The organism is Alicyclobacillus cycloheptanicus (genome assembly GCF_028751525.1).
Lineage (GTDB): Bacteria > Bacillota > Bacilli > Alicyclobacillales > Alicyclobacillaceae > Alicyclobacillus_L > Alicyclobacillus_L cycloheptanicus.
In genome coordinates this window covers 1,631,701-1,658,122 of the sequence record NZ_CP067097.1, presented here as the reverse complement: position 1 = coordinate 1,658,122, position 26,422 = coordinate 1,631,701, and the positions used below count along the sequence as shown (strand labels likewise).

Here is a 26,422-nt window from a genome sequence, read left to right as displayed (position 1 = left end):
CCTATCGACCTTGGGGTGTGGCACTAGTGTAACACCGTCGCCAAAAGCCGTCAAAAACGTGAAGTCCGAATTCTGCGCGCATGGTACGTCTCTTGCGCGCCGAGTCGGACTCCCAAAACGCTCGATTTGCGTTCTCCCCGCATTGCATTCTCCCCGCAGCCATGCCTGCACACCGCCGGATGGGCTTTACTTGATTTCCGGCTTGACAATCTCAATCTCGCCCTCGCGGTTTCGAATCCGGCTGCGACGCCGGTGCCGGACCATCCGGCCAATCCCATAGACGCCGTACAGGGCGAGCGGCACAAAAATGAGTCGATTCACCACCGCGTGTTGAAAACGAAAGATGATGTACACGCCAATCGCCAAGAGCGGAACGACCACAATCGCCGAACGCGGAAACGCGATTTTCTTAAAGTTCGGGTACCGGGTCCTACTCACCATCAAGAGCGCCAGAATCACCATGCCCGCCGGCAGGATGACGTTGGCCGGACTGAGCAGGTCCCTGTACAGCGCGAGCGTCGCCAGAATGCCGCCGGCGGCAGTGATGGGCAATCCGACGAAATAGTTCGTCGATTTTTTCGCGATGTTGAACCGCGCCAGCCGCAGTGCGCCGCAAACGGGGAAAAGCACCGCAATCAAGACGCCCGGCCACCCCAGCGTATGCAGCACCACATGCCACATGATGAGTGTCGGGGCAACGCCAAATGTCACGATATCCGACAACGAGTCCAGTTCCTTGCCAAATTGACTCTCCGCGTGAAAAAACCGGGCGGCTCTTCCGTCCAGTCCATCCAAAACCATGCCAACGACGACCATCAGGGCTGCATCGGAGGCACGCCCCGCTGAGACCCACAACAGTGCCACGACGCCCAAAGCCAGATTACATACCGTCAGGAGACTCGGAATGGCCTTCTGAATCAATCTACAACACTCCCTTCCGACGGTCCGCTCGACACCACCGCGAGCCACGACATTGCCGTCATGCTTGCGCGAAATTTCTTGCGGATGATGGCCCTTAGATATGGCGATCGATGAAGACCTGCTCCTGTATCCGTTTGAGTCCGTCTCGAATGGCCTTGGCACGCACGACGCCGATGCCTTCCACTGCATCCAATTGTTCAATGGACGCTGCCAGCACGTTGTTCAGTGTTTCAAAGTGTTCGACGATATTTTCAATGACCGGCTGCGGCAAGCGAGCAATTTTGTTGAGCAGGCGGTATCCCCTGGAGGATACAATCTCATCCTCGATGTTCGCAGCCGCATGGTAGCCGAGAATGCGCGCCAGCACCTGCCCGTCAATCAATTCCTCGTTGCCCAGGTCATGAATGGCTGAAAGCAGTTGGTGCGGTGTTTCGTCGGGTTCGAAGATGGCATAGTCCTTCACCAGCAGGTAAGCTTCCTCATCGACTCTCGAGACGAGCTCCTCCAGCTGCATACTGATGAGCCGGCCTTCACTGCCCAATTCTGTAATATATCGACGAATTTCGGACTTAATGCGCAAAACCATTTCAAACCGCTGCAGAACCAGCGTCACTTCCTGCAACGTCACCAATTCTTCAAATTCGAGCGCGCTGAGGTTGGTCAAGGCCTGGTCGAGGACCGCCTTGTACTTCTCCAGCGTTTGAATCGCCTGATTGGCTTTGGTCAAAATGACCCCGATGTCCTTGAGAACGTACTTGAACGACCCCTGGTACAGTGTGATGACATTTCTTCGCTGTGAAATACACACCACCAGCTGCCCCGTCTGTTTCGCGACGCGCTCTGCCGTGCGGTGCCGCGTACCGGTTTCGGAAGCAGGAATCGTGTGGTCCGGGTTGAGATTGATGTTCGCATACAACACCTTTTTCAGGTCTTCGCTGACGATAATGGCACCGTCCATTTTCGCGAGCTCGTAAATATGGGACGGTGTCAAGTCACACTGGATGGAAAACCCGCCATCCATCAAGCCGAGCACCTGGTCGGTCGCGCCAACGACAATCAGTCCACCGGTCTTTGCCCGCAGGATGTTCTCGACGCCTTCGCGAAGGACCGTTCCCGGTGCCACCATGCGAAGGATTTTATTGATCGCTGCTTCCCGTTTTGCATCTTCCGGCATCTGCACACCCCTACAAAGCCAAATCCAGCGCTTCCTGAACCGTGGATACGCCAATCACTTGTATCGTTCCATTGTACCGCCATCCCCGCAGGCTGTGCATGGGGACAAGGCAGCGGCGGAACCCCAGTTTCTCCGCTTCCCGAATCCGCTGTTCCAGCCGGGACACGGAACGGACCTCGCCGGTCAGCCCGACTTCTCCGATATAAACATCTCCGTCCGCAAGCGGCCGGTCGCGAAAGCTCGACGCGACGGCGAGCGCCACGCCCAAATCGATGGCTGGCTCCTCCACCCGCATCCCGCCCGCCAAGTTGACGTAAGCGTCGGATGCTTGCAGCTGCAAGCCGAGCCGCTTCTCCAATACAGCCATGACAAGGCTGACACGGTTGTGATCGGCCCCCGTGCTCATGCGTTTGGGTGTACCAAAACTGGAAGAAGCAACGAGCGCCTGTACCTCCAGCAGCAGCGGTCGAGACCCCTCCAGCGCGGCGACCACAGCAGAGCCCGGCGTCCGTTCGGCCCGTTCCGAAAGAAACATCTCGGACGGGTTGGCAACCTCTTCAAGACCCTCGTTTTTCATTTCGAAGATGGCCAGTTCGTTGGTTGACCCAAATCGGTTTTTTACGGCCCGCAGCACTCGGAAGGCATGGTGCCGTTCACCCTCAAAGTATAGTACGGCGTCAACCATGTGTTCAAGCAAACGCGGCCCCGCCAGGTTGCCGTCTTTCGTCACGTGACCGACGATGAACGTGGCGATATTGAGATCCTTGGCGAGTCTGAGCAGCGCGCTCGTGCACTCTCGAACCTGGGCGACACTCCCCGGGGCGGACGTCAGGCTCGGACGATAGACGGTTTGAATCGAGTCGACAATCAGAAAGTCCGGTTTCACCTGTTCGACGGCCCGAACCGCAAGGTCCAGGTCCGTCTCCGACAGGACAAACAGGTTTTCATGCGTCGCCTCAATTCGTTCGGCACGCAGCTTCAACTGATTGGCAGACTCTTCACCGGATATATAGAGAACTGTATGACCGCGCCCGGCCACCGTATGCGAGAACTGCAATAATAACGTAGATTTCCCGATACCGGGGTCGCCGCCAATCAACACCAGGGAACCCGGGACCACGCCGCCGCCGAGTACCCGGTCGTACTCCCGAAACCCGGTCGGCACGCGAGCCTCCAGCTGTGACGGAATGTCCGGAATGCGCTGCGGCCCTGTTTGCACCCCGGTTCGACCGAAGGAACGAGCCTGCGCCGGCGCCCGAACTTCCTCCACGTACGTATTCCATTCCCCGCAGCCCGCACAGCGCCCGGCCCACTTCACGGACACATGGCCGCAGGATTGACACACGAATTGTGTATGAGACTTTGCCATAGGACACCACCCGCCGTGTTCTGTTTCCCCATCATAACAGACCAGAAAGCTGCCTGCGCATCCATGAGCACAGACAGCTTCTGAATCCGGCAGGGAGTGAGCAAAAACACCCAGCCGCTCAGCTTCGAACCGGGTTTCCAGCCGCGGCCGGTTGAACGACCAGTTCTCCGTCCCCAGCATCAATCACGACCCGGTCGCCCCGCTGAATCGTCCCCGTCAGCAGTGCCTCTGACAGTTTGTCTTCAATGTGGCGCTGAATCGCCCGCTTCAACGGCCGCGCCCCATACTGCGGGTCAAACCCCTCCTTGGCCAGGAATGCCTTCGCAGCATCGGTGAGCGTGAACTCGATGTCGTGCTCCACCAGGCGCTTCTGCAAGTCTCTGACCATCAAGTCCACAATGCTGCCGATTTGCGCTTCGTCGAGCGGGTGGAACACGATGATTTCATCCACGCGGTTCAGGAACTCCGGCCGGAACGACCGCTTCAGGTCGTCCATCACCTTGCCCTTCATGTCCTCGTACTGGCTGGCCGTGTCCGGCTTGAACCCAAGCGACCCGCCTTTGCGGATGCTCTCCGCGCCAACGTTCGAAGTCATGATGATCACGGTGTTCCGAAAATCGACCGTTCTGCCTTTCCCGTCCGTCAGGCGTCCGTCGTCCAACACCTGCAGCAGGATGTTGAACACTTCCGGGTGCGCCTTTTCCACTTCATCGAGCAAGACGACCGAATACGGCTTGCGGCGGACCTTTTCGGTCAGCTGGCCGCCTTCCTCGAACCCGACGTAGCCGGGCGGGGCGCCGACCAGCCGCGCGGTCGAATGACGCTCCATGAACTCGGACATGTCGATGCGAATCATCGCATCCTCATCTCCAAACATCGCTTCCGCCAAGGCACGCGCCAGCTCCGTCTTCCCCACGCCAGTCGGGCCGAGGAAGATGAAGGAGCCAATCGGGCGTTTCGGGTCCTTCAACCCAGCGCGCGCCCGCCGAATCGCCCGCGCGACCGCCTCGACGGCTTCGCCCTGCCCAATCACGCGGTCATGCAGGATGTTCTCCAAGTTCATCAGGCGTTCGGACTCTTCCTGGGCAAGCTGTTTCACCGGGATCCCGGTCCAGGCCGCGACGATGTGCGCGATGTCCTCCGCTGTGACGCGGATGTCGTCGTTGGCCTGCGTCTTTTGCCACTCCGCCTTGCGCGCTTCCAGCTCCTGTTTCAATTTCTGCTCCTGGTCACGCAGGGCCGCGGCCTTTTCAAACTCCTGGCTCTGCACCGCAGAATCCTTTTCGCCGCGAACCTTCTCCAGTTTCTGCTCCAGCTCTTTCAGGTTCGGCGGAGCCGTGTGCGTCTGCAGCCGGACGCGAGACGCGGCTTCGTCAATCAGGTCAATCGCTTTGTCCGGCAGGAAGCGGTCCGTGATGTAGCGGTCAGACAACCGCACCGCGGCCTCCAGCGCTTCGTCGGTGATTTTCACACGGTGGTGCGCCTCGTACCGGTCACGTAAGCCATGCAGGATTTGCACCGCCTCTTCCGGGGTGGGCTGGTCGACCGTGATCGGCTGGAACCGCCGTTCCAGTGCCGCGTCCTTCTCGATGTGTTTGCGGTATTCATCGAGCGTCGTCGCGCCAATGCACTGCAGTTCACCGCGCGCCAGCGCCGGTTTGAGGATGTTGGACGCGTCGATCGCGCCTTCCGCCCCGCCTGCGCCAATCAAGGTGTGCAGCTCGTCGATGAACAGAATCACATTGCCGGCCTGACGAATCTCTTCCATGATTTTCTTGAGGCGGTCTTCGAATTCACCGCGGTACTTCGTCCCTGCCACCACGGTGCCCATGTCCAGCACCATCACGCGTTTGTTTCGCAGCGTTTCCGGGATGTCGCCGCTGACGATGCGCTGCGCCAGCCCTTCCGCGATGGCGGTCTTACCGACGCCCGGTTCGCCAATCAGCACGGGGTTGTTCTTGGTGCGGCGGGACAGCACCTGGATGACCCGTTCAATCTCGTTGCTGCGGCCAATTACGGGGTCAAGCTTGCCATCCCGCGCCATCTGCGTCAGGTCGCGCGCCAGGCCGTCCAGGGTCGGCGTGCCGGCGGCGGCGTCCTTATCCGGGCCGAGATCGCTCATATCCCCGCCGAGCAGCTGCAGCACCTGCTGCCGCGCTTTGTTCAGACTGATGCCGAGGTTGCCGAGCACGCGGGCGGCCACGCCTTCTCCTTCACGAATCAGGCCGAGCAGGATGTGCTCTGTGCCGACGTAGCTGTGGTTTAACTTCCTGGCTTCGTCAATCGACAGCTCGATGACCTTCTTTGCCCGGGGTGTATACGTCATCGCGCTCACCTGACCCTGTCCAGGTCCGATGATGCGTTCCACTTCACTCTGTACTTTTTCCGCGCTGACCCCCAGGCTCATCAGAGCCTTGGCGGCGATGCCGTCTCCTTCCCGCACAAGGCCGAGCAGGATGTGCTCCGTGCCAACGCCAGGGTGGTGCAATCGAGCGGCTTCCTCTTGCGCCAATGCAAGTACCTTTTGTGCACGTTCCGTAAACCTTGTATACATTTACTGCACCTCCGTATCGTCGAGTCTCAGCCGCTCGCGAATCAGGGTTGCGCGCCGTGAATCGCGCGTGGCGGGTGATAACTCTTGATTATAGTATTTTTGCAAAAATGCCGGTTGCGTCATGACCATCAATTCTTTGAGGATCCCGGCGGATACGCCCTTGATAATGCCCAGGTCGATGCCGAGCCGGACGTCCGACAGGCGCTGCAGCGTCTCTTTGGAATCCATCTTACGCGCGTAGGCGAGAATGCCGAAGGAACGACAGACGCGGTCCTCCAGGCCCTCCCGGTTTTCCTGAAGCAGCATCCGTCGGGCAGCACGCTCGTGATCCATCAACTGGTTCACGATGCTGCTCAAGTTCCCGATGATCTCTTCCTCAGTTTCGCCCAACGTGACCTGGTTGGAAACCTGGAACAGATTCCCTGCCGACTCGCTGCCTTCGCCGTACATCCCGCGAACGGTGAGGCCGACCTGCGACACAGCGGACAACATCCGGTTGATTTGACCCGACAGGACCAAGCCCGGCAGATGCATCATCACCGACGCCCGAATGCCCGTCCCGACGTTGGTCGGACACGCGGTCAGGTACCCGTACCGGTCGTGAAAGGCATAGGGAATGTGCTTCTCCAGGGCATCATCCAGCTCGTTGGCCAACTGCCACGCTTCCTCCAGCCGCAGCCCCGGCATGATGCATTGGATCCGAATGTGGTCCTCTTCATTGATCATTAAATTCACGACTTCGTCGTCCCGCAGTGCGACGGCCCCATGCTTCACTTCATCGGCGAGATCTTTGCTGATTAAATGCTTCTCGACCAGCACCTGCCGGTCCAGGGCAGACAGTTCGGAGCACCGGACCAGTTCGAAGTTGCCAAAGCGGCGCACATCCGGGCTGGCCAGCGCCCGCCGGACGCGATCGATCACCGCATCCGCATGCGAATCCGTCTGCAGCATCGGGAACGGCACGTCCGTGATGTTCCGAGCAATGCGAATGCGGCTGGTCAGTGCAATGTCGTCGTTCGGGCCGCCGTCTCGCATCCACTTGCTCATTGCCCGTTGTAAGAAATCGCTCAGTGACACCGCGCATTCCTCCTACTGTTCGAACTCCTGCTCCAGCGACCGGATTTGGTCGCGCAGTTCGGCTGCCCGTTCGAACCGTTCTGCTGCAATCGCCTGCTGGAGTTCGATTCGAAGTCGGTCAAGCACTTTGCGCTTCTTGACCTGCTCACCTGCCCGCAACGGGACTTTGCCGCGATGCTGTCCGTTGCTCTGAATCCTGCGCAGCAAGGGTTCCAGGCGCGATGCAAAACTTTCATAACAGTGTGGACAGCCAAACCTGCCCATCTGCGTGAACTGATGATAGGTCAACCCGCAGACATCGCACCGCAGGTTTGCCGGCGGCGGCGCGGCGATGCCCGGCGACGATTCCATGTTGAGCAGCCCGCTCAACAGGTGATTAAAGTCAAACGCCTGGGCGGCCTTTGCGAATACGTCACCCTTGTCTCTTGCGCACTGCTCACAGAGGTGGTACTCGCTTTTCTCGCCCCCAACAATTTTCGTAAAGTGAACCGTTGCAGGACGTGCATGGCACTCTTCACACATCATTTTGAGACACCCCCAATCGGGATCGCGCATCCCATGAAGCCGCCTCGCGACACGCACGCAGCCGCATGGAACGTGAATGGCTGGATGGGTTTTACCCTTCGTCCGCTTTTGCAGCAAACAGGGCGGTCAACATCTGCGCCAGCAGCCGCGCCCTCAATTCATCCCGGGACGGAAGCTCCACGCGCAGCGTATCACGATGGACTGCGGCTCTCAGCAGGTTGGCTTCCCGCCTCGAAACGATTTCTTCGCGCTCCAGACGCTCAATCATCCCCTCCGCTTCCCGCTGCGAAAGCGAAACACCGATTGATTGTACGATCTGCGCCAGCGGTTGGTGATCGTTGAAACGCAGCTGTCGAATCCGGATATACCCGCCGCCGCCCCGCTTCGATTCCACCACATACCCTTGCTCAATCGAAAACCGGGTGCTGATGACGTAGTTGATTTGCGATGGAACACATTGAAACAGCTCCGCCAGGTCGCTTCTCTGTAACTCTATTACACCCGCCTGGCTTTTCTGTATGATTTGCTTCAAATACCGCTCGATGATGTCTGAAATATTGTTGCCCAACGAACTCCCCCTCCGATATTTCATCTGGATGAAGATTCGCTCGGAAGTACATGGCATCCAATGTCCGCCAACCATCGTCAAAGCCTGACCATCCTCTGGCCTGACCAGCGTCAAGCCCGAATCGGTTTTGATTTTCATTGACTTTGACTTTGACTATCCTTGACTTTATTATACCCCTTCTGCGCCACTTTGCAACTCGTTGCTTTTGCGACGCAACATTCGTCAGTGTGCCGGATTCATTCTGCTCCTATGCACCCGGCGGCTCGTCATGCATCGAATTTGTCCGTCTGATTGACCGGCCGCACAAATCACGTTACACTACTTGCGAATATGACGTGTACGAGTGTCGGAAGGGTGGACACAGGTGGCTTCAAACCGACAAGTGGAAATTGCATTAGCAGCCGTGAAATTGTTCGAGAAGAAGGGCTATCACGCAACGTCCGTGCAGGATATCGCGGACGAAGTGGGGTTGCAGAAGGGCAGCCTGTATCATTACATTCACTCAAAAGAGGACTTGTTGCTGCAAATCGCCCATCAAGCAATCACGGACTTTAACCAGAGGCTTGAGACCATCTTGGCGTCAGACCTGCCTGCCAAAGATAAATTGATTCAAGCAATCGAGAATCACATCACGGTATCGGCGGCAAACATCGAGACCACGACAGTCCTGCTGCGAGAAGCCTTCTCCCTGGGGGAAAACCAGCATCAGATGATTCAGGATTTGTCCGATCGGTACGTCGACTTGTGGACGCAGATTCTCATCGAAGGCAAAGAAAGCGGAGAGTTCAATGTCGTCCACCCGAGAATCACGGCACTCGCCATCCTCGGCGCATGCAACTGGGTGTATCGGTGGTTTCGTGCTGGCGGAAAATACGATGCGAAAGATATCTCGGCCATGTTTTCGCAGCTCTTCTTGGAAGGTCTTTTAGCGTAACTCAGCCCTTCAACATAATTCACTTGAAGTGAACCGCCCAAACCCGTCATGATCAAATATACACCGTACATTCCCGCCTCATACGCAACAGGGCCCAGCAAAGTGCTGGGCCCTGTCTTCTCTCGCCTGGCGGCGTCCTACTTTCCCAGGGGTCTTCACCCCAAGTATCATCGGCGCTGGAGGTCTTAACGGTCGTGTTCGGGATGGGTACGCGTGTTTCCCCTCCGCCATTGCCACCAGACTTTCGCTTGTCCATCTGCTTCGTATTGCTGCATCTGTCCAAGCTCTAAATGCAAGGTGCTGTACCTTGCAAACCAGATAACGACTTTCCCCTATGCTTCCGTCTTCCCCAACACCACGCTGGTGAAGCCCTCGACCGATTCGTATCCGTCCGCTCCACGTATCACTACGCTTCCACTCCGGACCGATCTACCTCATCTTCTTTGAGGGGTCTTACTCCGTTGACCGGATGGGATACGTTATCTTGAGGCTGGCTTCGCGCTTAGATGCTTTCAGCGCTTATCCATCCCCGACTTGGCTACCCAGCGCTGCGCCTGGCGGCACAACTGGGACACCAGCGGTCGGTTCATCCCGGTCCTCTCGTACTAAGGACAATTCCTCTCACGTATCCTGCGCCCGCGGCAGATAGGGACCGAACTGTCTCACGACGTTCTGAACCCAGCTCGCGTACCGCTTTAATGGGCGAACAGCCCAACCCTTGGGACCGACTTCAGCCCCAGGATGCGATGAGCCGACATCGAGGTGCCAAACCTCCCCGTCGATGTGGACTCTTGGGGGAGATCAGCCTGTTATCCCCGGGGTAGCTTTTATCCGTTGAGCGATGGCCCTTCCACTCGGAACCACCGGGTCACTAAGCCCGACTTTCGTCCCTGCTCGACCTGTCCGTCTCGCAGTCAAGCTCCCTTTTGCCTTTACACGCACCGCGCGATTTCCATCCGCGCTGAGGGAACCTTTGGGCGCCTCCGTTACCTTTTAGGAGGCGACCGCCCCAGTCAAACTGCCCACCTGACACTGTCCCCGCCCCTGCTTCAAGGGGCCAGGTTAGAAGACAGGCATCTCAAGGGTGGTATCCCAACGTCGACTCCACACAGGCTGGCGCCCATGCTTCTCTGTCTCCCACCTATCCTGTACATGACATACCCATCTCCCATATCAAGCTACAGTCAAGCTCCACGGGGTCTTTCCGTCTAGCCGCGGGTAACCTGCATCTTCACAGGTATTACAATTTCACCGGGTCTCTCGTTGAGACAGCGCCCAAGTCGTTACGCCATTCGTGCGGGTCAGAACTTACCTGACAAGGAATTTCGCTACCTTAGGACCGTTATAGTTACGGCCGCCGTTTACTGGGGCTTCAATTCAGAGCTTCGGGTTTCCCCTAACCCCTCCTCTTAACCTTCCAGCACCGGGCAGGCGTCAGCCCCTATACTTCGCCTTTCGGCTTCGCAGAGACCTGTGTTTTTGCTAAACAGTCGCTTGGGCCTTTTCACTGCGGCTCTCTCGAGCGCCCCTTCTCCCGAAGTTACGGGGCCATTTTGCCGAGTTCCTTAACGAGAGTTCTCCCGCGCGCCTCCGTGTTCTCCACGCGCCCACCTGTGTCGGTTTCCGGTACGGGCACCTCATAACTCGCTAGAGGCTTTTCTTGGCAGTGTGAAGCTCAGGACTTCGGTACTGTTCTTCCCTCCCCTTCACAGCTCAGGCTTCCCAGCGTGCGGATTTGCCTGCACGCCACCCTCGCTGCTTGGACGCCCTCTTCCAGCCGGGCGCTTCCCTGCTCCTCCTGCGTCACCCCTTCGCTCATGCGCTATTCGGTGGTACGGGAATTTCCACCCGTTGTCCTTCGACTACGCCTCTCGGCCTCGCCTTAGGTCCCGACTTACCCTGGGCGGACGATCCTTCCCCAGGAACCCTTGGGCTTTCGGCGGACAAGATTCTCACTTGTCTTTTCGCTACTCATACCGGCATTCTCACTTCCATGCGCTCCACCAAGCCTCCCAGCTCAGCTTCTCCGCCCATGGAACGCTCCCCTACCATGCATTCCTGCATCCATAGCTTCGGTGTCCAGTTTAGCCCCGTTACATTTTCCGCGCGGCAGCACTCGACCAGTGAGCTATTACGCACTCTTTCAATGGTGGCTGCTTCTAAGCCAACATCCTGGTTGTCTGTGCACCGCCACATCGTTTCCCACTTAACTGGCACTTCGGGACCTTAGCTGTTGGTCTGGGCTGTTTCCCTTTTGACCACGGATCTTAGCACTCGTAGTCTGACTGCCAAGGTTGATAAAACGGCATTCGGAGTTTGACTGAACTTGGTAACCCTGGTCGGGCCCCGCACTCAATCAGTGCTCTACCTCCGTCCCTCTTCCCTTGACGCTCGCCCTAAAGCGATTTCGGGGAGAACCAGCTATCTCCGGGTTCGATTGGAATTTCTCCCCTACCCCCAGTTCATCCCCCGGCTTTTCAACGCCGGTGGGTTCGGGCCTCCATGCGGTGTTACCCGCACTTCACCCTGACCAGGGGTAGATCACCCGGTTTCGGGTCGATGACAACGAACTATCCGCCCTCTTCAGACTCGCTTTCGCTGCGGCTCCGGCTTTCCCGCCTTAACCTCGCTCGTCATCATCACTCGCCGGTTCATTCTACAAAAGGCACGCCGTCACATGTCACGCATGCTCCGACTGATTGTAAGCACACGGTTTCAGGTTCTCTTTCACTCCGCTCCCGCGGTTCTTTTCACCTTTCCCTCACGGTACTATCCGCTATCGGTCGCCAGGGAGTATTTAGCCTTAGGAGGTGGTCCTCCCGGATTCCCACGGGGTTTCTCGTGTCCCGCGGTACTTGGGTCCTTGTGCCACGAAGCTGATTCTGTTTCGCCTACCGGGCTCTCACCGTCTCTGGCCGGCCTTCCCATGCCGTTCGACTACAGACTCAGTTTCTCACTTCGCGACGGCCTTGCAGTGCCCTCCGCACAAGTCCCGCTACCCCAGTCCTGCAACGGCTGCAACCTTTTACACAGCACTGGTTTGGGCTCTTCCGCGTTCGCTCGCCACTACTTGCGGAATCACGTTTGTTTTCTCTTCCTCGGGGTACTGAGATGTTTCAGTTCTCCCGGTTGCCTCCACTTACCTATGTATTCAGTAAGCGGTACTGACCCATGACGGTCAGTGGGTTCCCCCATTCGGACATCCACGGATCCATGCTCGCTTACAGCTCCCCGTGGCATTTCGGTGTTCGCCCCGTCCTTCGTCGGCTCCTGGCGCCTAGGCATCCTCCGTGCGCCCTTCCTACCTTCACCTGTTTGCGTCCTTCGATCCGCTTCGGACTGCTTTCGCATTCCTCGCGTCTCAAATTCCGCATGCTCACAGTTACCCACTGTGTTCGTGTCGGTTTGACTTCTTCATAGGAGTCGTTATCCAGTTTCCAAGGTACATTCCGGCTCTTGATCTGCTTTCGCACATCCAAAGCCACTTTGAGTTCACCTGCCTGCTTGCGCAGGGTTGGCTCCCTCAAAACTAAACACGCACCGCGACAGTGCCTCTTACTCCGTAGAAAGGAGGTGATCCAGCCGCACCTTCCGATACGGCTACCTTGTTACGACTTCACCCCAATCATCAACCCCACCTTCGGCGGCTGGCCCCCTGACGGGTTACCCCACCGACTTCGGGTGTTGCCGACTCTCGTGGTGTGACGGGCGGTGTGTACAAGGCCCGGGAACGGATTCACCGCGGCATGCTGATCCGCGATTACTAGCAATTCCGGCTTCATGCAGGCGAGTTGCAGCCTGCAATCCGAACTACGAACGGCTTTCAGGGGTTTGCTCCACCTCGCGGTCTCGCTTCCCGTTGTACCGCCCATTGTAGCACGTGTGTAGCCCAGGACATAAAGGGCATGATGATTTGACGTCATCCCCGCCTTCCTCCGACTTACGCCGGCAGTCAACTGTGAGTCCCCACCTTCACGTGCTGGTAACACAGTTCAAGGGTTGCGCTCGTTGCGGGACTTAACCCAACATCTCACGACACGAGCTGACGACAACCATGCACCACCTGTCTCCCCTGCCCCGAAGGGAAACCGCATCTCTGCGGCTGTCAGGGGGATGTCAAGCCCTGGTAAGGTTCTTCGCGTTGCTTCGAATTAAACCACATGCTCCACTGCTTGTGCGGGCCCCCGTCAATTCCTTTGAGTTTCAGTCTTGCGACCGTACTCCCCAGGCGGAGTGCTTATTGGGTTTCCTTCGGCACTGAGGGTGGTACCCCCCAACACCTAGCACTCATCGTTTACGGCGTGGACTACCAGGGTATCTAATCCTGTTTGCTCCCCACGCTTTCGTGCCTCAGCGTCAGTCACTGTCCAGCAAGGCGCCTTCGCCACTGGTATTCCTCCGCATATCTACGCATTCCACCGCTACACGCGGAATTCCCCTTGCCTCTCCAGCACTCAAGTTACGCAGTTTCCAAGGCATTCCCAGGGTTGAGCCCTGGACTTTCACCCCGGACACACGCAACCGCCTACGCACGCTTTACGCCCAGTGATTCCGGACAACGCTTGCCCCCTACGTATTACCGCGGCTGCTGGCACGTAGTTAGCCGGGGCTTCCTCTCTCGGTACCGTCTCTCAAGGGGCTTTCCACTCCCCTTGCCGCTCTTCCCGAGTGACTGAGCTTTACAACCCGAAGGCCTTCTTCGCTCACGCGGCGTTGCTCCGTCAGGCTTGCGCCCATTGCGGAAGATTCCCTACTGCTGCCTCCCGTAGGAGTCTGGGCCGTGTCTCAGTCCCAGTGTGGCCGTCCACCCTCTCAGGTCGGCTACGCATCGTCGCCTTGGTGAGCCGTTACCCCACCAACCAGCTAATGCGCCGCGGGCTCCTCCATCTGCGGTGCATTTGCACCTTTCCCAGCGAGCAGATGCCTGCTCGCTGCCTATCCGGCATTAGCACCCGTTTCCAGGCGTTATTCCGGTCAGTTGGGCAGATTACCCACGTGTTACTCACCCGTCCGCCGCTGACCCCGAAGGGTCCGCTCGACTTGCATGTATTAGGCACGCCGCCAGCGTTCGTCCTGAGCCAGGATCAAACTCTCAAAAAGGTTTGTCTTGCTCATTCGACTTCCGTCGATTACGCTACACTGTCGCTTTCTTGCGTGTTTAGTTTTCAAGGAACCAACATTGCCTTCCGCTTCACAACTTGTCTCTCGTTTGGCGGTTCAAACATCTTACCACACATCCGCTCAAAAAGGCTACTGGATGTTGTTGGTTTGTACCTGGTCAACGTGGAGAAAAGCTTGATGTGACGCGGAATTTCGGGTGGTATCCAACCCGGCCGCCTCGGCGGCGACATCGACTAATATACCACGCTGGATAGGCGAGATCAACTGGTATTCGTGCCCAAATTGAAATTTATTTATGTGAGCCAAGAGAGGCGCACGAGACGCGAAGAAAGCAGCCTTACGAAGGAGGCGCACCTATGAAGCGAGCAGCCCTCATAAGTATGCACGAGGTGCAGTGCAGGTGCCTGTCTATCCAGGCGCGGGCGCGCGGGCTGAACAGCCACACAGCAAACCCTGAACAGCCACACAGCAAACCCTGAACAGCCACACGGCACACCCATTCAAAAAGCCGGCCAACTCCGGGCGCACCCGCAATTGGCCGGCTTTTTCGCAGCACAGGACGGCTGGCATACGGCCGCTCCCCCTTGCCGGCTCGCAACACACACCGCCGCCACGCTGCTCGCTGCTCTATTCCTCGTCCGCCCGCTCCCGCATGAGCGGGAACAACAGCACATCCCGAATCGACGCCTGATTCGTGAGCAGCATCACCAACCGGTCGATCCCGACGCCTAGCCCGCCCGTAGGCGGCATTCCGTGTTCCAGCGCCAGCAGGAAGTCTTCGTCCAGTTCCTGCGCTTCCTCGTTCCCCGCCGCCTTCTCGGCCGCCTGCTGCAAAAAGCGCTGCCGCTGGTCAATCGGATCGTTGAGCTCGCTGAACGCGTTCGCATGCTCACGGCCGACAATGAACAGCTCAAACCGGTCGGTAAAGCGCGGATCCTCCGCGTTCTTCTTGGCGAGCGGCGACACCTCCACAGGGTGCCCGTACACAAAGGTGGGTTGAATCAGCGTGTGTTCCACCTTTTGCTCGAAGAACTCGTTGAGAATGTGCCCGTACTGCATGGACGGCTGAACAACCACGCCATGTTCTTGGGCAAGCCGGCGGGCTTCTTCGGTCGACGTCACCGCACGGAAGTCCACGCCGGTCTCCGCCTTCACGAGGTCGACCATGTGTTGACGAGCCCAGGGCTTGCCAAGGTCAATGTCGTACTCGTCATACACCAGACGGTCTGTGCCGATGGCAGCCCGCGCCGCATGCCGAATCATTTCCTCGGTGAGATCCATGATGTCGTGAAAGTCCGCATATGCCTGGTACAACTCGAGCATGGTGAACTCCGGGTTATGGCGCGTGGAAATCCCCTCATTGCGATACGTGCGCCCAATTTCATAGACACGCTCCAAGCCGCCGACAATCAGCCGCTTCAAATGAAGTTCCAGCGCGATGCGCAGGTGCAGGGGCATGTCCAGCGCATTATGGTATGTTTTGAACGGCCGGGCGTGCGCGCCGCTCGCCACCGTGTGCAGCGTCGGCGTCTCGACCTCGAGGAAGCCGCGCTCGTCCAGGAAGCTGCGCAGTGCCTGAATGATTTTCGACCGTTTCACGAAAGTCTCGCGGACCTCCGGATTGACCACCAAGTCGAGGTACCGCCGACGATAGCGAATCTCAACATCCTTCAAGCCGTGCCACTTTTCCGGCAGGGGTCGAAGCGACTTCGACAGCACCTCGATGGACTCCGCAAGCACTGTGATTTCGCCGCGGTTGGTCCGAAATACCGTGCCCTCGACCCCGAGGAAGTCACCCAAATCCAACAGCTGGAACAACGCATAGGCGTCCTCGCCCAACACGTCAATCTTGGCGTAAATCTGAATCGAGCCTGTCCGATCTTGCAGCACAGCAAAGCTGGCCTTGCCGTGGCCGCGTTTGATCATCAAGCGGCCTGCAATACGGACGCGCAGCGCGGCTTCATCCAACTGCTCCTTGCTGAGCGGCTCGCCAAACGCCAGAATGTCTGCCGCGTGGTGTGTCACTTCATACCGATGACCAAACGGGTCAATCCCTTTTGACCGAATCTCCTCGAGCTTCTTCAGCCTCGTTTCAAACAGTCCAGCGTCATCCATATTTTCTGCCCCAATCATTACGAGACGAGGGGATCACGCCCCTCGCCCTGAATCTCGTTCATCGTTGTCAGTTCGCATTCTTTCCGAGCTGGCGCATGGTTACCGTTTAATGTTCAACACCTGAAACTGAATCGTCCCGGCCGGAACCGCGACATCCACGATGGAACCGACCGTCTGCCCCAGCAGCGCACGGCCGACAGGCGACTCATTGGAAATCTTGTTGCTGGCCGGGTCTGCTTCAGCCGAGCCCACGATGGTGTACTCGACCTCTTCATTGAACTCCACATCGCGCAGCAACACGGTTGAACCAATGCTCACCGCATCGGTCTGCACGTCGTCTTCCTGAATGATGCGGGCGTTGCGCAGCATTTTCTCCAGCGTCATGATACGGCCTTCAATAAATGCCTGTTCGTTCTTTGCGTCTTCGTACTCTGAGTTTTCACTGATATCGCCGTAGCTGATCGCCAGCTTAATGCGTTCCGCCACCTCGCGGCGTTTCACGCTCTTCAAATGCTCCAGCTCTTCCTCCAGCTTTTGCAATCCCTCAGGTGTCAGTAGTACCTCTTTATCCGCCATTCATGTCTCTCCTTTACAATCCTAACGAAACATATGCGCGCCGGAGCGCGCCGTATTCTCAAAATCACCTCATGCGACGCAGCCGCACACCACCGTCAGTCGTGCGGCCGAGGTTTACGTATACGCGCAATTATAGAGAGCCCCCCACGCAATGTCAACGGATACATTCGTGAAGAAGCGTCCAACAATTGTAATTGTCGAAATATTATCAAGCTAAAGTGTCCACCGAGAAGAGGCCTGTAACTCCGAAAACTCCATGTCGCCGAGAAGCTCTCGTTCAGTGACGTTTAACACTTCAATCAACCGGACAAACAGGTCCCACGGAGGTACGCGGGTCCCGCGCTCCAGCGACCCGATGATTGAAATGCTGACACCGAGTTCCTTGGCCAGTTCCGCCTGCGTCAAACGTTTCAGCTTTCGATACGCGCGTAACCTCCTACCAAAGACGTCCGACATAGCGGATCCCCATCTCCTTCCGTGCGGCTGCCAGATCGCCAATCGTGCATCCGGATCGTCCCCGCCGCATCGGAGCGAGTTCGGCGAGCGGGACGAGGACAAAAGCGCGATCCCACATTCTCGGATGCGGCACTTGCAACATTCGATAGCAGATGTAGTCATTGTCAAACAGCAGGATATCCAGGTCGAGGGTTCGTGGCCCGAAACGAATCTCCCTTGTCCGACCCGCCTCCTGCTCAATTTGATGCAAGGCAGCCAACAGGGCCAGCGGGCGCAGAGGGACTTGCATGCGAACAACCATATTGAGAAAGTCCGGTTGATTGGCGTATCCAACAGGCGCCGTTTCATACACACCTGAACATTGGACTGCACCCACCGCGATCCGTTGCAGCGCCCGCACCGCGGTGCGCAGGTGCGTTTCGCGGCTGCCAACGTTTGACCCGATACCGATGTAGACCTCATGGACATCTTGGATTCTAGTCTGCATGTTGAATCGCTTCAATCATTCTACAGAGTCGAACCGTGGCGCGCACGTCGTGGACGCGCAAGGCGCGCACCCCGGCCAGCACGCCAGCGGCGGCAACTGCCAACGAGCCTTCCAGCCGCTCATCCACATCGACGCCGAGCGTCAGACCGATGAATCGTTTGCGGCTCACGCCGAGCAGCACCGGGTAAGGGAAGCCGCAGTACGTCTTGAGCCGCTTGAGTATGGTCAAATTGTGTTCATAGGTTTTGCCAAAGCCAATGCCCGGGTCAATCCACAACTTGTCCGGGGCCACGCCAGCCTCCAGGCACCGCTCAATCCCCTGCTCCGTCTCACGCATGAGCGCTTCGAACGGGTCCTCGGCTGGCGCCTCGCGGTTGTGCATCCAGACGTACCCGCACCCTGCCTCCGCGACAACGCGCAGCAGGTCCGGCTCCTTCTGCCCGCCCCAGATGTCGTTGATGACCGCCGCCCCCGCTTCAATCGCTTTTGCGGCGGTATCCGCGTGGTAGGTATCGACCGACACCGGAAAATGGGCTTGTCCACAAAGTTCTTGCAACACCGGGCAGAGCCTCGCCCACTCTTCCTCGGGCTCGACCGGTGTGCTCCCCGGCCGCGTGCTTTCGCCGCCGATGTCCAGGATATCCGCCCCCTCTTCCATCAGGCGGTATCCGTGGCGAATCGCCGCGGACGGGTGAAAATACACCCCTCCGTCAGAGAACGAGTCGGGGGTCACATTGACAATCCCCATGACCCGCACGCGGTTCGGCGCCGGGATCAACCCGCAGGCTGCCGAAGATGGATCACGTCCAGTTTCAAGCTGCTGGTGCAAGCCGTCCATCCCCCTGCTGGTGGTTTCCGCTACTCCTCTGAGCGTGCGTCCGTCATGTCCGAGAGAATGCCTTCCAAGTCGTCGCGCGTAAATAAGTATACCTCGTTACAGAACCTGCACACCAATTCTGCCTGGCCCTGGTCGCGAATCATGGACTCGATTTCCCCGCGCCCCAGCCCGGTGAGCACCGTTTGCAGCCGCTCGCGCGAACAGTTGCACTGGAAGGCGACACCAGAGGCACTCAGGTCCCGCGCATCCGGCGCCAGAAAGTGCAGCAACTCCTCAGCCGTCGCGCCCGTTTTCAGGAAGTCGGTCACGCTGGTCAGTTTCGCCAGATGCTGCTCCACCGCAGTCACATCCGACTCGTCGTGACCAGGCAGCAGTTGAAGAATAAAGCCGCCGGAGGCGATGACGGAACCATCCGTATCGACCAGCACCCCAGCCCCAACGGCCGACGGGGTTTGTTCCGATACAGCAAAGTAGTACGTAAAGTCGTCCGAAATTTCGCCGGTCTGCAGTTCACTGCTGCCCCGGTAGAGGTCCTTCAAGCCGTAGTCTCGAATCACGTACAACATCCCGTTTCCCACAGCCCCGCCGACATCCAGTTTCCCCTGGGCGTTGGAGGGCAGGTGGACATGCGGATTCTTGACGTAGCCGCGCACGTGCCCTTCCGCATCCGCATCCACCAGAATGGAGCCGATCGGGCCATCCCCCTGAATTTGTACCGTCAATCGCTCCTTGCCCTTCATCATGGCGCCCATCATGGCACTGATGGAGGCGGTACGCCCCAGCGCCGCGGTCGCAACCGGCCAGGTCTGATGCCGGCGCTGCAGTTCGTTGACGAGGTGCGTCGTGGTGCAGGCGAGGATTCGAACGTTCCCGGACCGCCAAAGTCCGCGGACAATTTCGTCGGGCACGGATTGCATGTCAGTCACCTTCCTAAGCGCGGTTTTTTTGCCACAAGAGGTACAAACCCGTCAACGTGAGATTTGGATTCAAATCGTGAATCTGACGCGAGTCTGGATAAATCAGTTCGGCCATGCCGCCCGTCGCGACCACATGAAAGGGCAGCGGGATTTCTTCCCTCACGCGCTCGACAATCCCATCCACCAAGCCAGCGAACCCGAAGATGGTGCCCGCCTGCATACTCGCGATGGTGTTGCGGCCCACAACCGATTTCGGCCGTACTAATTCAATTCTCGGCAGCTTGGCGGCCCGCTGATACAGGGCTTCAGCCGCCGTTTCAATCCCGGGCGCGATCAACCCGCCGACATAGCGGCCCTGTTCGTCAATGACACACACCGTGATCGCGGTGCCACAGTCCACAACCATGACCGGTGGTCCGTACAAGTGAACGGCTGCCACCGCGTTGACGATGCGGTCAGCACCCACTTCGCGCGGATTCTCCGTGACCACGGAAATCCCTGTTTTCACACCGGGACCCACGACCAACGGCGCCAACCCGAGGTATCGTTTACAGGTTTCCGCCAACGTAACCATCAGCGGCGGCACGACAGAACTCATCACGATGCCGTCCAACTCGCGGATGTCAGGCGCCTCCGCCTGAAACAGAGCTTTCATCAGCAGGCCGTATTCGTCTGCCGTCCGCGCCCGGACCGTCGCAAGCCGCCACTGACAGCGCAGGCGGCCCTGCTCAAAGACGCCCAGCACAATGTTTGAGTTTCCGACATCCATCACGAGAATGCGCTCCATGCGCTCACCCCCAGTCCCGTGCGGCTCGTAAAAAACCCTCGAGTCTTCTTCACTCGAGGATTTTCAAGCACGTATTGGCCCATTCGAAACCTGCTGTCGTCAGGACGGGTCCTCGTCCTTCGAATCCGTCGAATCCGCTGCAGGCGGTTCGCCTCCGTCAGCACCGCCGCTCATGATGCTGCGAATCTCGTCCTCGTCGACCGTTTCCTTCTCCAGCAGTCGCTGCGCCAGCGCCTCCAGACGATCCCGGCGTTCCGTCAGAATCTGGCGTGTCCGCTCGTGGCACGACTCGATAATCTTCTTCATTTCCTCGTCGATTTCGTACGCCACGCGGTCGCTGTAGTTCTGCTCGGAAGACAGGTCCTTGCCGAGGAACACCTGGCCCTGCCTGCTGCCGTACTGCATCGGCCCCAGCTTCTCACTCATGCCGTACTGCGTCACCATCTGTCTGGCGATTTCCGTGACGCGTTCGAGGTCGTTCGAAGCCCCTGTGCTGATTTCACCCAGCACAATTTCTTCTGCCACACGCCCGCCCAGCAGTCCGCAAATGCGGTCCAGCATTTCCTGGCGTGTCATGAAGTAGCGGTCTTCCTTCGGCAGGGTCACCGTGTACCCGCCGGCCATGCCGCGCGGAACAATCGTGACCTTGTGTACCGTTTCCGCGTTCTGGACGAAGTACCCAATCACCGCGTGCCCCGATTCATGGTAAGCCACCAGGCGCCGCTCGTGATCGGTAATGACGCGGCTTCGTTTTTCGGGCCCAGCGATGACCCGGTCGATGGCCTCGTCAATTTCCGACCAGTTAATTTGAGGCGCTCGTTTGCGTGCTGCCAGCAATGCCGCCTCGTTCAGGACGTTTTCCAAGTCAGCGCCCGTGAACCCAGGCGTACGCTTGGCGATGACGTCAAACTTGACGTCCGGCGCGAACGGTTTGTTGCGCGCGTGAACACGTAAAATCTCTTCCCGCCCCTTGACATCAGGACGGTTGACGATGATTTGGCGGTCGATTCGACCCGGGCGCAAGAGCGCCGGATCAAGAATATCCGGTCGGTTGGTCGCGGCAATGATGATGATGCCTTCATTGCCCGAGAAACCGTCCATCTCCACCAGCAACTGGTTCAAGGTTTGTTCCCGTTCGTCATGTCCGCCGCCCAGTCCGGCGCCGCGGTGACGGCCGACCGCGTCAATTTCGTCGATAAAGATGATACACGGTGCATTCTTTTTCGCGGTCTCGAACAAGTCACGAACGCGCGAGGCACCGACACCGACGAACATCTCAACAAAGTCGGAACCACTGATGCTGAAAAACGGAACGCCCGCTTCGCCCGCGACCGCTCTCGCGAGCAGCGTCTTCCCCGTCCCAGGGGGGCCTACGAGCAACACGCCCTTGGGAATGCGGGCACCTAAGCTCGCGAAGCGCTTGGGGTCCTTCAGAAACTCGACAATTTCCTCGAGTTCCGTCTTCTCTTCGTCCGCGCCGGCGACATCCCGGAAGGTAACCCGCCGTTTTTCTTCCGAGTACAGCTTCGCGCGGCTCTTCCCAAAGTTCATGACACGGCTGCCGCCGCCCTGCGCCTGATTGAACATGAAGAACATCATGACCAGCAGCAGGATGAACCAAATGCCGGACTCCAGGAACTGCACCCAGACGGACGTCCTCGGCTGCGGCAGCACGTTCACCTTGACACGGTTGTTGACCAGCCAGTCCTGAATATCTTTGCTGCCATCGTCCAGCGCGATCGTTGTGAACTTTTCACCATTCGTCAGGGCACCGTCGATTTGAACGGTCAGCCCTTGCGGCGTGATGGTTACCGGGCCAGAGATGGTATGCTGATTCACATCGCTGACGAAGTCACTGTATGTGATAGACTGCCGCGCGTGATCTTGACCGGTTATGTAATTGACGACACCCACGATCGCCAGCAGGATAATCACATAGAAGATGATGCTGCGGTAAAACCTGTTCATGCCTTACCTCCTCCCGGTCGTGGCGGAATCATTGTACCACACTCCGACATCGCAATTCGTCGAACACGACTTGGCCCTTGCCCCGGATTAGCGTTTGTAGATTTCCGGTTTTAGAATGCCAACGTACGGCAAATTGCGATACTGCTCCGCGTAATCCAGGCCGTATCCGACAATAAACTCATTCGGAACCGGGAACCCACAATAGTCAGGCGATATATCCACCGAACGACCCTCTGGTTTGTCAAACATCGCAGCCACTTTCACCGAAGCCGCACGGCGGTGCATGAGAATGTCGCGCAGGTACGCTAGGGTCAAGCCCGTGTCGACAATGTCTTCCACGACGACGACGTGCCTGCCTTCGATGGAGCGGTCGAGGTCTTTCAGAATTCTGACCACACCTGACGACTTCGACGAAGCCCCGTAACTGGAGATGGCCATAAAATCCATTTCCATGGGGATGTCGATGTGTTTCACGAGGTCCGCCATAAACAGGACAGCGCCCTTGAGAATCCCAATCAGCAGCGGATTTTTGTCGGCGTAGTCCGCGGACAGTACGCGTCCAATCGCTTTGGTCCGTTCCAAAATTTCCTCTTCAGTAAACAGCACGCGTTCAAGATGCGGATGCATGGAGGCCCCCCTGATGTCAATGCCCTCACCCTAGCATACGTCAGCGGCGCGGGTCTTTGTACTCCAAAGATGTCGATTGTACGGATGGATTATGTATCAGCGGCCTGCTTCTGTTGGGTGCACCTGAGATAAGGGTACGCGTGAATCACCCAACCCGATGCTCCGCCGGGATCCATCAGCGCTATATCAGCCCGGGTCATCCCCGGGACCCAAAAAATTTCGTCGTGGATACACAGAAGCGGCCAGTGGTGACGCAGCAGCTTCGGAACTTTCGCATCCACAAAAACATCCTGCAGCTTTTTGCGGCCACTCCCCAGAACGGAAACCCTGTCGCCAGGCTGCCAGGTTCGGACCGTGACAACAGGAACCGGTGGAATGCAAACTTCAAATTTCGAGCGCACACGTACACCTTCCGCCGGGTCCCAGGCCCGCCGTTCGAAGCGCCAGCTCCAGGCCGGCGCAGGCCGCTGCCATTGCAGCACCGACGCGCCTGCCAACTGCCACGAAAGCGGCGGTCCTCCGCCTTGGTCCGCTCTGCTGTGCAATTCATCCACTAACCACAATTCGTCATACGCTCGCTGCGCTGTCCATCGACCCGACAGCGTCACGCGGCTGGAAGGCGCGTCCCCCAGCGCAGCTTGCAGAACGCCTTCCACGTGGTCAAATGAAACTTGTTCACAGCCTAAACAATACAATAGTATTTGAATCGCGCGGCGTTGTAAAGGACGCGGCGCTTGCCGAAACGTGGACAATTGGACACAAATTCCGGCCGGTCCCAGACTGGCCGATGCCCGCACGACGGCTTGCGCTTGCTGGGAAAGCCAGGCATCTTCCTCCTGGAGAAGGGTGGTCATCCGCTGAACGCGCTCGGCCCAATTCGGCTGCAGCCGTTTCAGAATCGGAACAACGTCCTTGCGCAGGGCATTGCGCGTATACCGGGGGTCAACGTTCGAAGCATCCTCTCGAAAGGGGATGCGCTGATGGGCAGCGTACTGGTACAGCGCCTGTTTCGGCACTGTCAGCAAGGGGCGGAACCACGCAATGCCTTGCTGCTCCGTGACCGCCCGCATGCCGCCCAGTCCCGTGCGTCCCGTTCCGCGCAGCAGACGCCACAGCACCGTTTCAAACTGGTCGTCGGCGTGATGCGCGAGGCAGACCCGCCTGGCGCCGACGTCCCTCGCAGCCGCTGCCAGCGCGTCATAACGCAGCCGCCGGGCGTCCGCCTCCGTGCCTTGCCGCTTGGACTTGGGAATCGATTGAAGGTCGACATGCTGGACCGTCCACGGAATGCCCCAGGCGCGACAGGTCTGTGCCACCAGCGCTTCATCCTGGTCGGCGTCCGGCCGAAGGTGGTGGTTGACGTGCACAACATGCAGCGCCCACCCCATGCTCGGCTGCATGACCCGCAGCACGTGCAGCAGCACCATCGAATCCACCCCGCCGGACACCCCCACCAGAAGTGGAGAATCCGCACCCGTCCCTTGCGTCGTTGCAAAGAATCGACGCACACACTGCGCCACGTCCTGTCCTGCCGCCACGCGCCGATCCACCTCACCATGCATCATCCGTCACGCACCGTCTGTCATCTGTCAACGGCTCGTTTCCATCTTACCAAACCCGCACCCGCCGTACATCACTGCAGCAACGTACCCCAGACGGCAATCGTCACCACGGCCGCCGTGCCAATCGAGATCCACATCACCCACTCGGTCCAATCGACCGCTTGCGACGGCCTCCCCCGCACGGCCTGCGCACCGGGCACACCCTGGCCTGTGCCCTGCCGGCGGCGCCCCGCAGCCCGCGCCGGCTTGCGCCGATGCGACCGCGGCGCGACTGTCCTGCCCCGGTCGTGCGGCACAGGCAGCCCCGCCTGTGCCGCGCGGGCGTCCGCGAACCTTCCGTGCACAAGCGCCCAGAGCCACGTACCATAGTGCGCCAGCGGGACGCGGCGGAGCGCTTTATCCAGCCACACCTGCCGCTCCGCGGGCGTCTTTCCGAGCAAGGGGTGGGGCGGCGGGGACGTCAAGCAAAAGAGCAGCGCGAACGCAGCGGCAGCCAAGTCGTACTGGGGGTCCGCCCGGCGCGAACCGAGGTTCCAAAAGGCCCGGTCGTAAAAGGGGGTAAACTGGCGCACGGAGCGCCCGAACGCGGTCACGCCGCCGATGTCCACGAACCGGACCCGCACCACAGCCCCGGCCGCTTCTACCAGCACGTTTTCCGGCTTCAAATCGCAAAACGAATAGCCGTGCCGATGCAGTGCGGCAAGGCCCTGGAGCATCTGGTCCATCACGCCGTGCACTTCCCGTTCACTGAGCCTTGGCAGGACGTCTGACAACGGCTCCCCGGAAACGGACTCCATGACATAAAAATAAAGACCGGGGCGATCCCGGTCGTCGTCCAGCTGGATGGGCCGCGGAAACCACGGGCTGTGTTTCGCCACGCGTTCCAGGATGCCCCACTCCAGCGCCACGTCTTCCGCCCGGTCGCACACCTTCATGGCGGCGTCGCCGTCCGGCCCGCGCACCAGATACACCTGGCCGTTGGCACCCGAACCCAGCGGACGGATGACTTGATAGCGCACACCGCTCCACTTGGTGCGCACAATGTCTCCGGCGCGCAGCATCACTACCGGGACGCCTCCCGCGCCCAGTCTGCCGGGCCGTCGTCAAACGGCATGTTGTAGGAAGTCTGCGCGAACAATTCGATGGCCGCCTCAATGGCAGGCCCCGTCGGCGTGCCGCCCCGGGCCGCGAACACCTGCTCCAGCCGCACCATATCCACAGCCGGCTGGAACGTCTGGATGACGCGCGTCGGCGCCTCGCCTTCGCCAGGGAACGCGATCACGGCGACTGCACTGTCCCCCTGCCTCGCCTGCAGGGACAGCGCCAGGTCGCGCACGGCTTCCCGCACCATGCCCATTTTCTCCTTCATGCTCGCGCTTGTGTCAATGCACACCACGAGCTCCAGCCGAATTTCTTCCTCCAGCCGGTCGACCACCTGCATCACTTTCGTGCGCTCGGCCGGCGGCAGGTCTTCCGTCTGCTTGCCCATCACTTCCTGCAGCTGCTCATTCACGACTTGCTGCAGCGTCAACTGCATCGTCTGATGGGTCAGCATTTGCGCAGTAGCGGACAACTCGACAGGCCGCACAATCCGGCACATGCCCCCGCCCGCGTCGGCGATGGACATCGCCTCTTCCTGTCCTCTGATGCCCATTTCCCCACTGTCGACAACGCCAATCACGTTGACCGCAATGTTGCGCTTGCGCGCACGCCCAGCGGCCGCAACAGGGTCTTCACCGACATTGGAGAACCCGTCCGTAATCACGAGAATCTGACGAATCGAAGCAATTTTGTCTGGCATGTGGCCACACCCCCAAGGAAATTAGTAGCCAGTATAGACAATTTT

Annotated in this window: 20 protein-coding genes and 3 rRNA genes; 1 reads left to right on the top strand and 22 read right to left on the bottom strand. The window is 58.8% G+C overall.

Features of this window, described 5'->3' with window-relative positions; all coding sequences use genetic code 11:
* Window positions 1–186: 186 nt before the first annotated feature.
* The 7 genes from pssA to JI721_RS07580 all read right to left on the bottom strand — a co-directional run bounded on the left by pssA (window position 187) and on the right by JI721_RS07580 (window position 8,188).
* Window positions 187–921: a CDP-diacylglycerol--serine O-phosphatidyltransferase gene (gene pssA / locus JI721_RS07610; protein ID WP_274457421.1), complete on the bottom strand. Its 735-nt coding sequence runs from the start codon at window positions 919–921 to the stop codon at window positions 187–189.
* Window positions 922–1,015: 94 nt separating this feature from the next.
* On the bottom strand, window positions 1,016–2,095 hold the full coding sequence (gene disA / locus JI721_RS07605; protein ID WP_274457420.1) for a DNA integrity scanning diadenylate cyclase DisA: 1,080 nt from the start codon (window positions 2,093–2,095) through the stop codon (window positions 1,016–1,018).
* A 10-nt stretch (window positions 2,096–2,105) separates the two neighbouring features.
* The gene (gene radA, locus JI721_RS07600; protein WP_274457419.1) at window positions 2,106–3,464 is read right to left on the bottom strand and encodes a DNA repair protein RadA; all 1,359 of its coding nucleotides are present in this window, start codon (window positions 3,462–3,464) and stop codon (window positions 2,106–2,108) included.
* A 118-nt stretch (window positions 3,465–3,582) separates the two neighbouring features.
* Entirely contained in the window at window positions 3,583–6,018 is a 2,436-nt protein-coding gene (locus JI721_RS07595) for an ATP-dependent Clp protease ATP-binding subunit (protein ID WP_274457418.1), read from the bottom strand.
* Window positions 6,019–7,095 (bottom strand): protein arginine kinase, encoded by a 1,077-nt coding sequence (locus JI721_RS07590; RefSeq protein ID WP_274457417.1) that lies wholly within the window; start codon window positions 7,093–7,095, stop codon window positions 6,019–6,021.
* Window positions 7,096–7,107: 12 nt separating this feature from the next.
* On the bottom strand, window positions 7,108–7,620 hold the full coding sequence (locus JI721_RS07585) for a UvrB/UvrC motif-containing protein (RefSeq protein WP_274457732.1): 513 nt from the start codon (window positions 7,618–7,620) through the stop codon (window positions 7,108–7,110).
* A 91-nt stretch (window positions 7,621–7,711) separates the two neighbouring features.
* Window positions 7,712–8,188 (bottom strand): CtsR family transcriptional regulator, encoded by a 477-nt coding sequence (locus JI721_RS07580; RefSeq protein ID WP_274457416.1) that lies wholly within the window; start codon window positions 8,186–8,188, stop codon window positions 7,712–7,714.
* 364 nt (window positions 8,189–8,552) lie between these two features.
* Between JI721_RS07580 and JI721_RS07575 the strand changes: the two genes are divergently transcribed.
* Complete coding sequence (locus tag JI721_RS07575) at window positions 8,553–9,122, top strand: TetR/AcrR family transcriptional regulator (protein WP_274457415.1); 570 nt, start codon at window positions 8,553–8,555, stop codon at window positions 9,120–9,122.
* 124 nt (window positions 9,123–9,246) lie between these two features.
* On the opposite strand, the gene rrf is transcribed toward JI721_RS07575, so the two are convergent.
* From rrf to JI721_RS07500, 15 genes are all read right to left on the bottom strand, one after another.
* Window positions 9,247–9,363: ribosomal RNA gene (rrf, locus tag JI721_RS07570) — 5S ribosomal RNA — on the bottom strand.
* A gap of 119 nt (window positions 9,364–9,482) precedes the next feature.
* Window positions 9,483–12,434: ribosomal RNA gene (locus tag JI721_RS07565) — 23S ribosomal RNA — on the bottom strand.
* Window positions 12,435–12,688: 254 nt separating this feature from the next.
* Window positions 12,689–14,222, bottom strand: a 16S ribosomal RNA gene (locus JI721_RS07560).
* The 16S, 23S and 5S rRNA genes sit together here, the layout of an rRNA operon.
* Window positions 14,223–14,870: 648 nt before the next feature.
* Window positions 14,871–16,358, bottom strand: a complete 1,488-nt coding sequence (gene lysS / locus JI721_RS07555) for a lysine--tRNA ligase (protein ID WP_274457414.1) — start codon at window positions 16,356–16,358, stop codon at window positions 14,871–14,873.
* A gap of 99 nt (window positions 16,359–16,457) precedes the next feature.
* The gene (greA, locus tag JI721_RS07550; RefSeq protein ID WP_274457413.1) at window positions 16,458–16,934 is read right to left on the bottom strand and encodes a transcription elongation factor GreA; all 477 of its coding nucleotides are present in this window, start codon (window positions 16,932–16,934) and stop codon (window positions 16,458–16,460) included.
* 213 nt (window positions 16,935–17,147) lie between these two features.
* Complete coding sequence (locus tag JI721_RS07545; RefSeq protein ID WP_274457412.1) at window positions 17,148–17,390, bottom strand: helix-turn-helix domain-containing protein; 243 nt, start codon at window positions 17,388–17,390, stop codon at window positions 17,148–17,150.
* Window positions 17,371–17,877, bottom strand: coding sequence for a 2-amino-4-hydroxy-6-hydroxymethyldihydropteridine diphosphokinase (gene folK, locus JI721_RS07540; RefSeq protein ID WP_274457411.1), 507 nt, complete (start codon window positions 17,875–17,877; stop codon window positions 17,371–17,373). Before folK ends, JI721_RS07545 begins: the two co-directional genes overlap by 20 nt.
* The gene (gene folP, locus JI721_RS07535) at window positions 17,867–18,706 is read right to left on the bottom strand and encodes a dihydropteroate synthase (protein WP_274457410.1); all 840 of its coding nucleotides are present in this window, start codon (window positions 18,704–18,706) and stop codon (window positions 17,867–17,869) included. The genes folK and folP overlap by 11 nt, the downstream gene beginning before the upstream one ends.
* A 29-nt stretch (window positions 18,707–18,735) precedes the next feature.
* Window positions 18,736–19,632, bottom strand: a complete 897-nt coding sequence (gene hslO / locus JI721_RS07530; RefSeq protein WP_274457409.1) for an Hsp33 family molecular chaperone HslO — start codon at window positions 19,630–19,632, stop codon at window positions 18,736–18,738.
* Window positions 19,633–19,645: 13 nt separating this feature from the next.
* Window positions 19,646–20,419 (bottom strand): type III pantothenate kinase, encoded by a 774-nt coding sequence (locus tag JI721_RS07525; protein ID WP_274457408.1) that lies wholly within the window; start codon window positions 20,417–20,419, stop codon window positions 19,646–19,648.
* A gap of 99 nt (window positions 20,420–20,518) precedes the next feature.
* Window positions 20,519–22,387, bottom strand: coding sequence for an ATP-dependent zinc metalloprotease FtsH (ftsH, locus tag JI721_RS07520; protein WP_274457407.1), 1,869 nt, complete (start codon window positions 22,385–22,387; stop codon window positions 20,519–20,521).
* Between the two features lie 87 nt (window positions 22,388–22,474).
* Window positions 22,475–23,014, bottom strand: a complete 540-nt coding sequence (hpt, locus tag JI721_RS07515; protein ID WP_274457406.1) for a hypoxanthine phosphoribosyltransferase — start codon at window positions 23,012–23,014, stop codon at window positions 22,475–22,477.
* Window positions 23,015–23,103: 89 nt separating this feature from the next.
* On the bottom strand, window positions 23,104–24,552 hold the full coding sequence (gene tilS, locus JI721_RS07510) for a tRNA lysidine(34) synthetase TilS (protein ID WP_274457405.1): 1,449 nt from the start codon (window positions 24,550–24,552) through the stop codon (window positions 23,104–23,106).
* A 95-nt stretch (window positions 24,553–24,647) separates the two neighbouring features.
* Complete coding sequence (locus JI721_RS07505) at window positions 24,648–25,637, bottom strand: protein kinase domain-containing protein (RefSeq protein WP_274457404.1); 990 nt, start codon at window positions 25,635–25,637, stop codon at window positions 24,648–24,650.
* Between the two features lie 2 nt (window positions 25,638–25,639).
* Complete coding sequence (locus JI721_RS07500; protein ID WP_274457402.1) at window positions 25,640–26,377, bottom strand: VWA domain-containing protein; 738 nt, start codon at window positions 26,375–26,377, stop codon at window positions 25,640–25,642.
* Window positions 26,378–26,422: the final 45 nt, after the last annotated feature.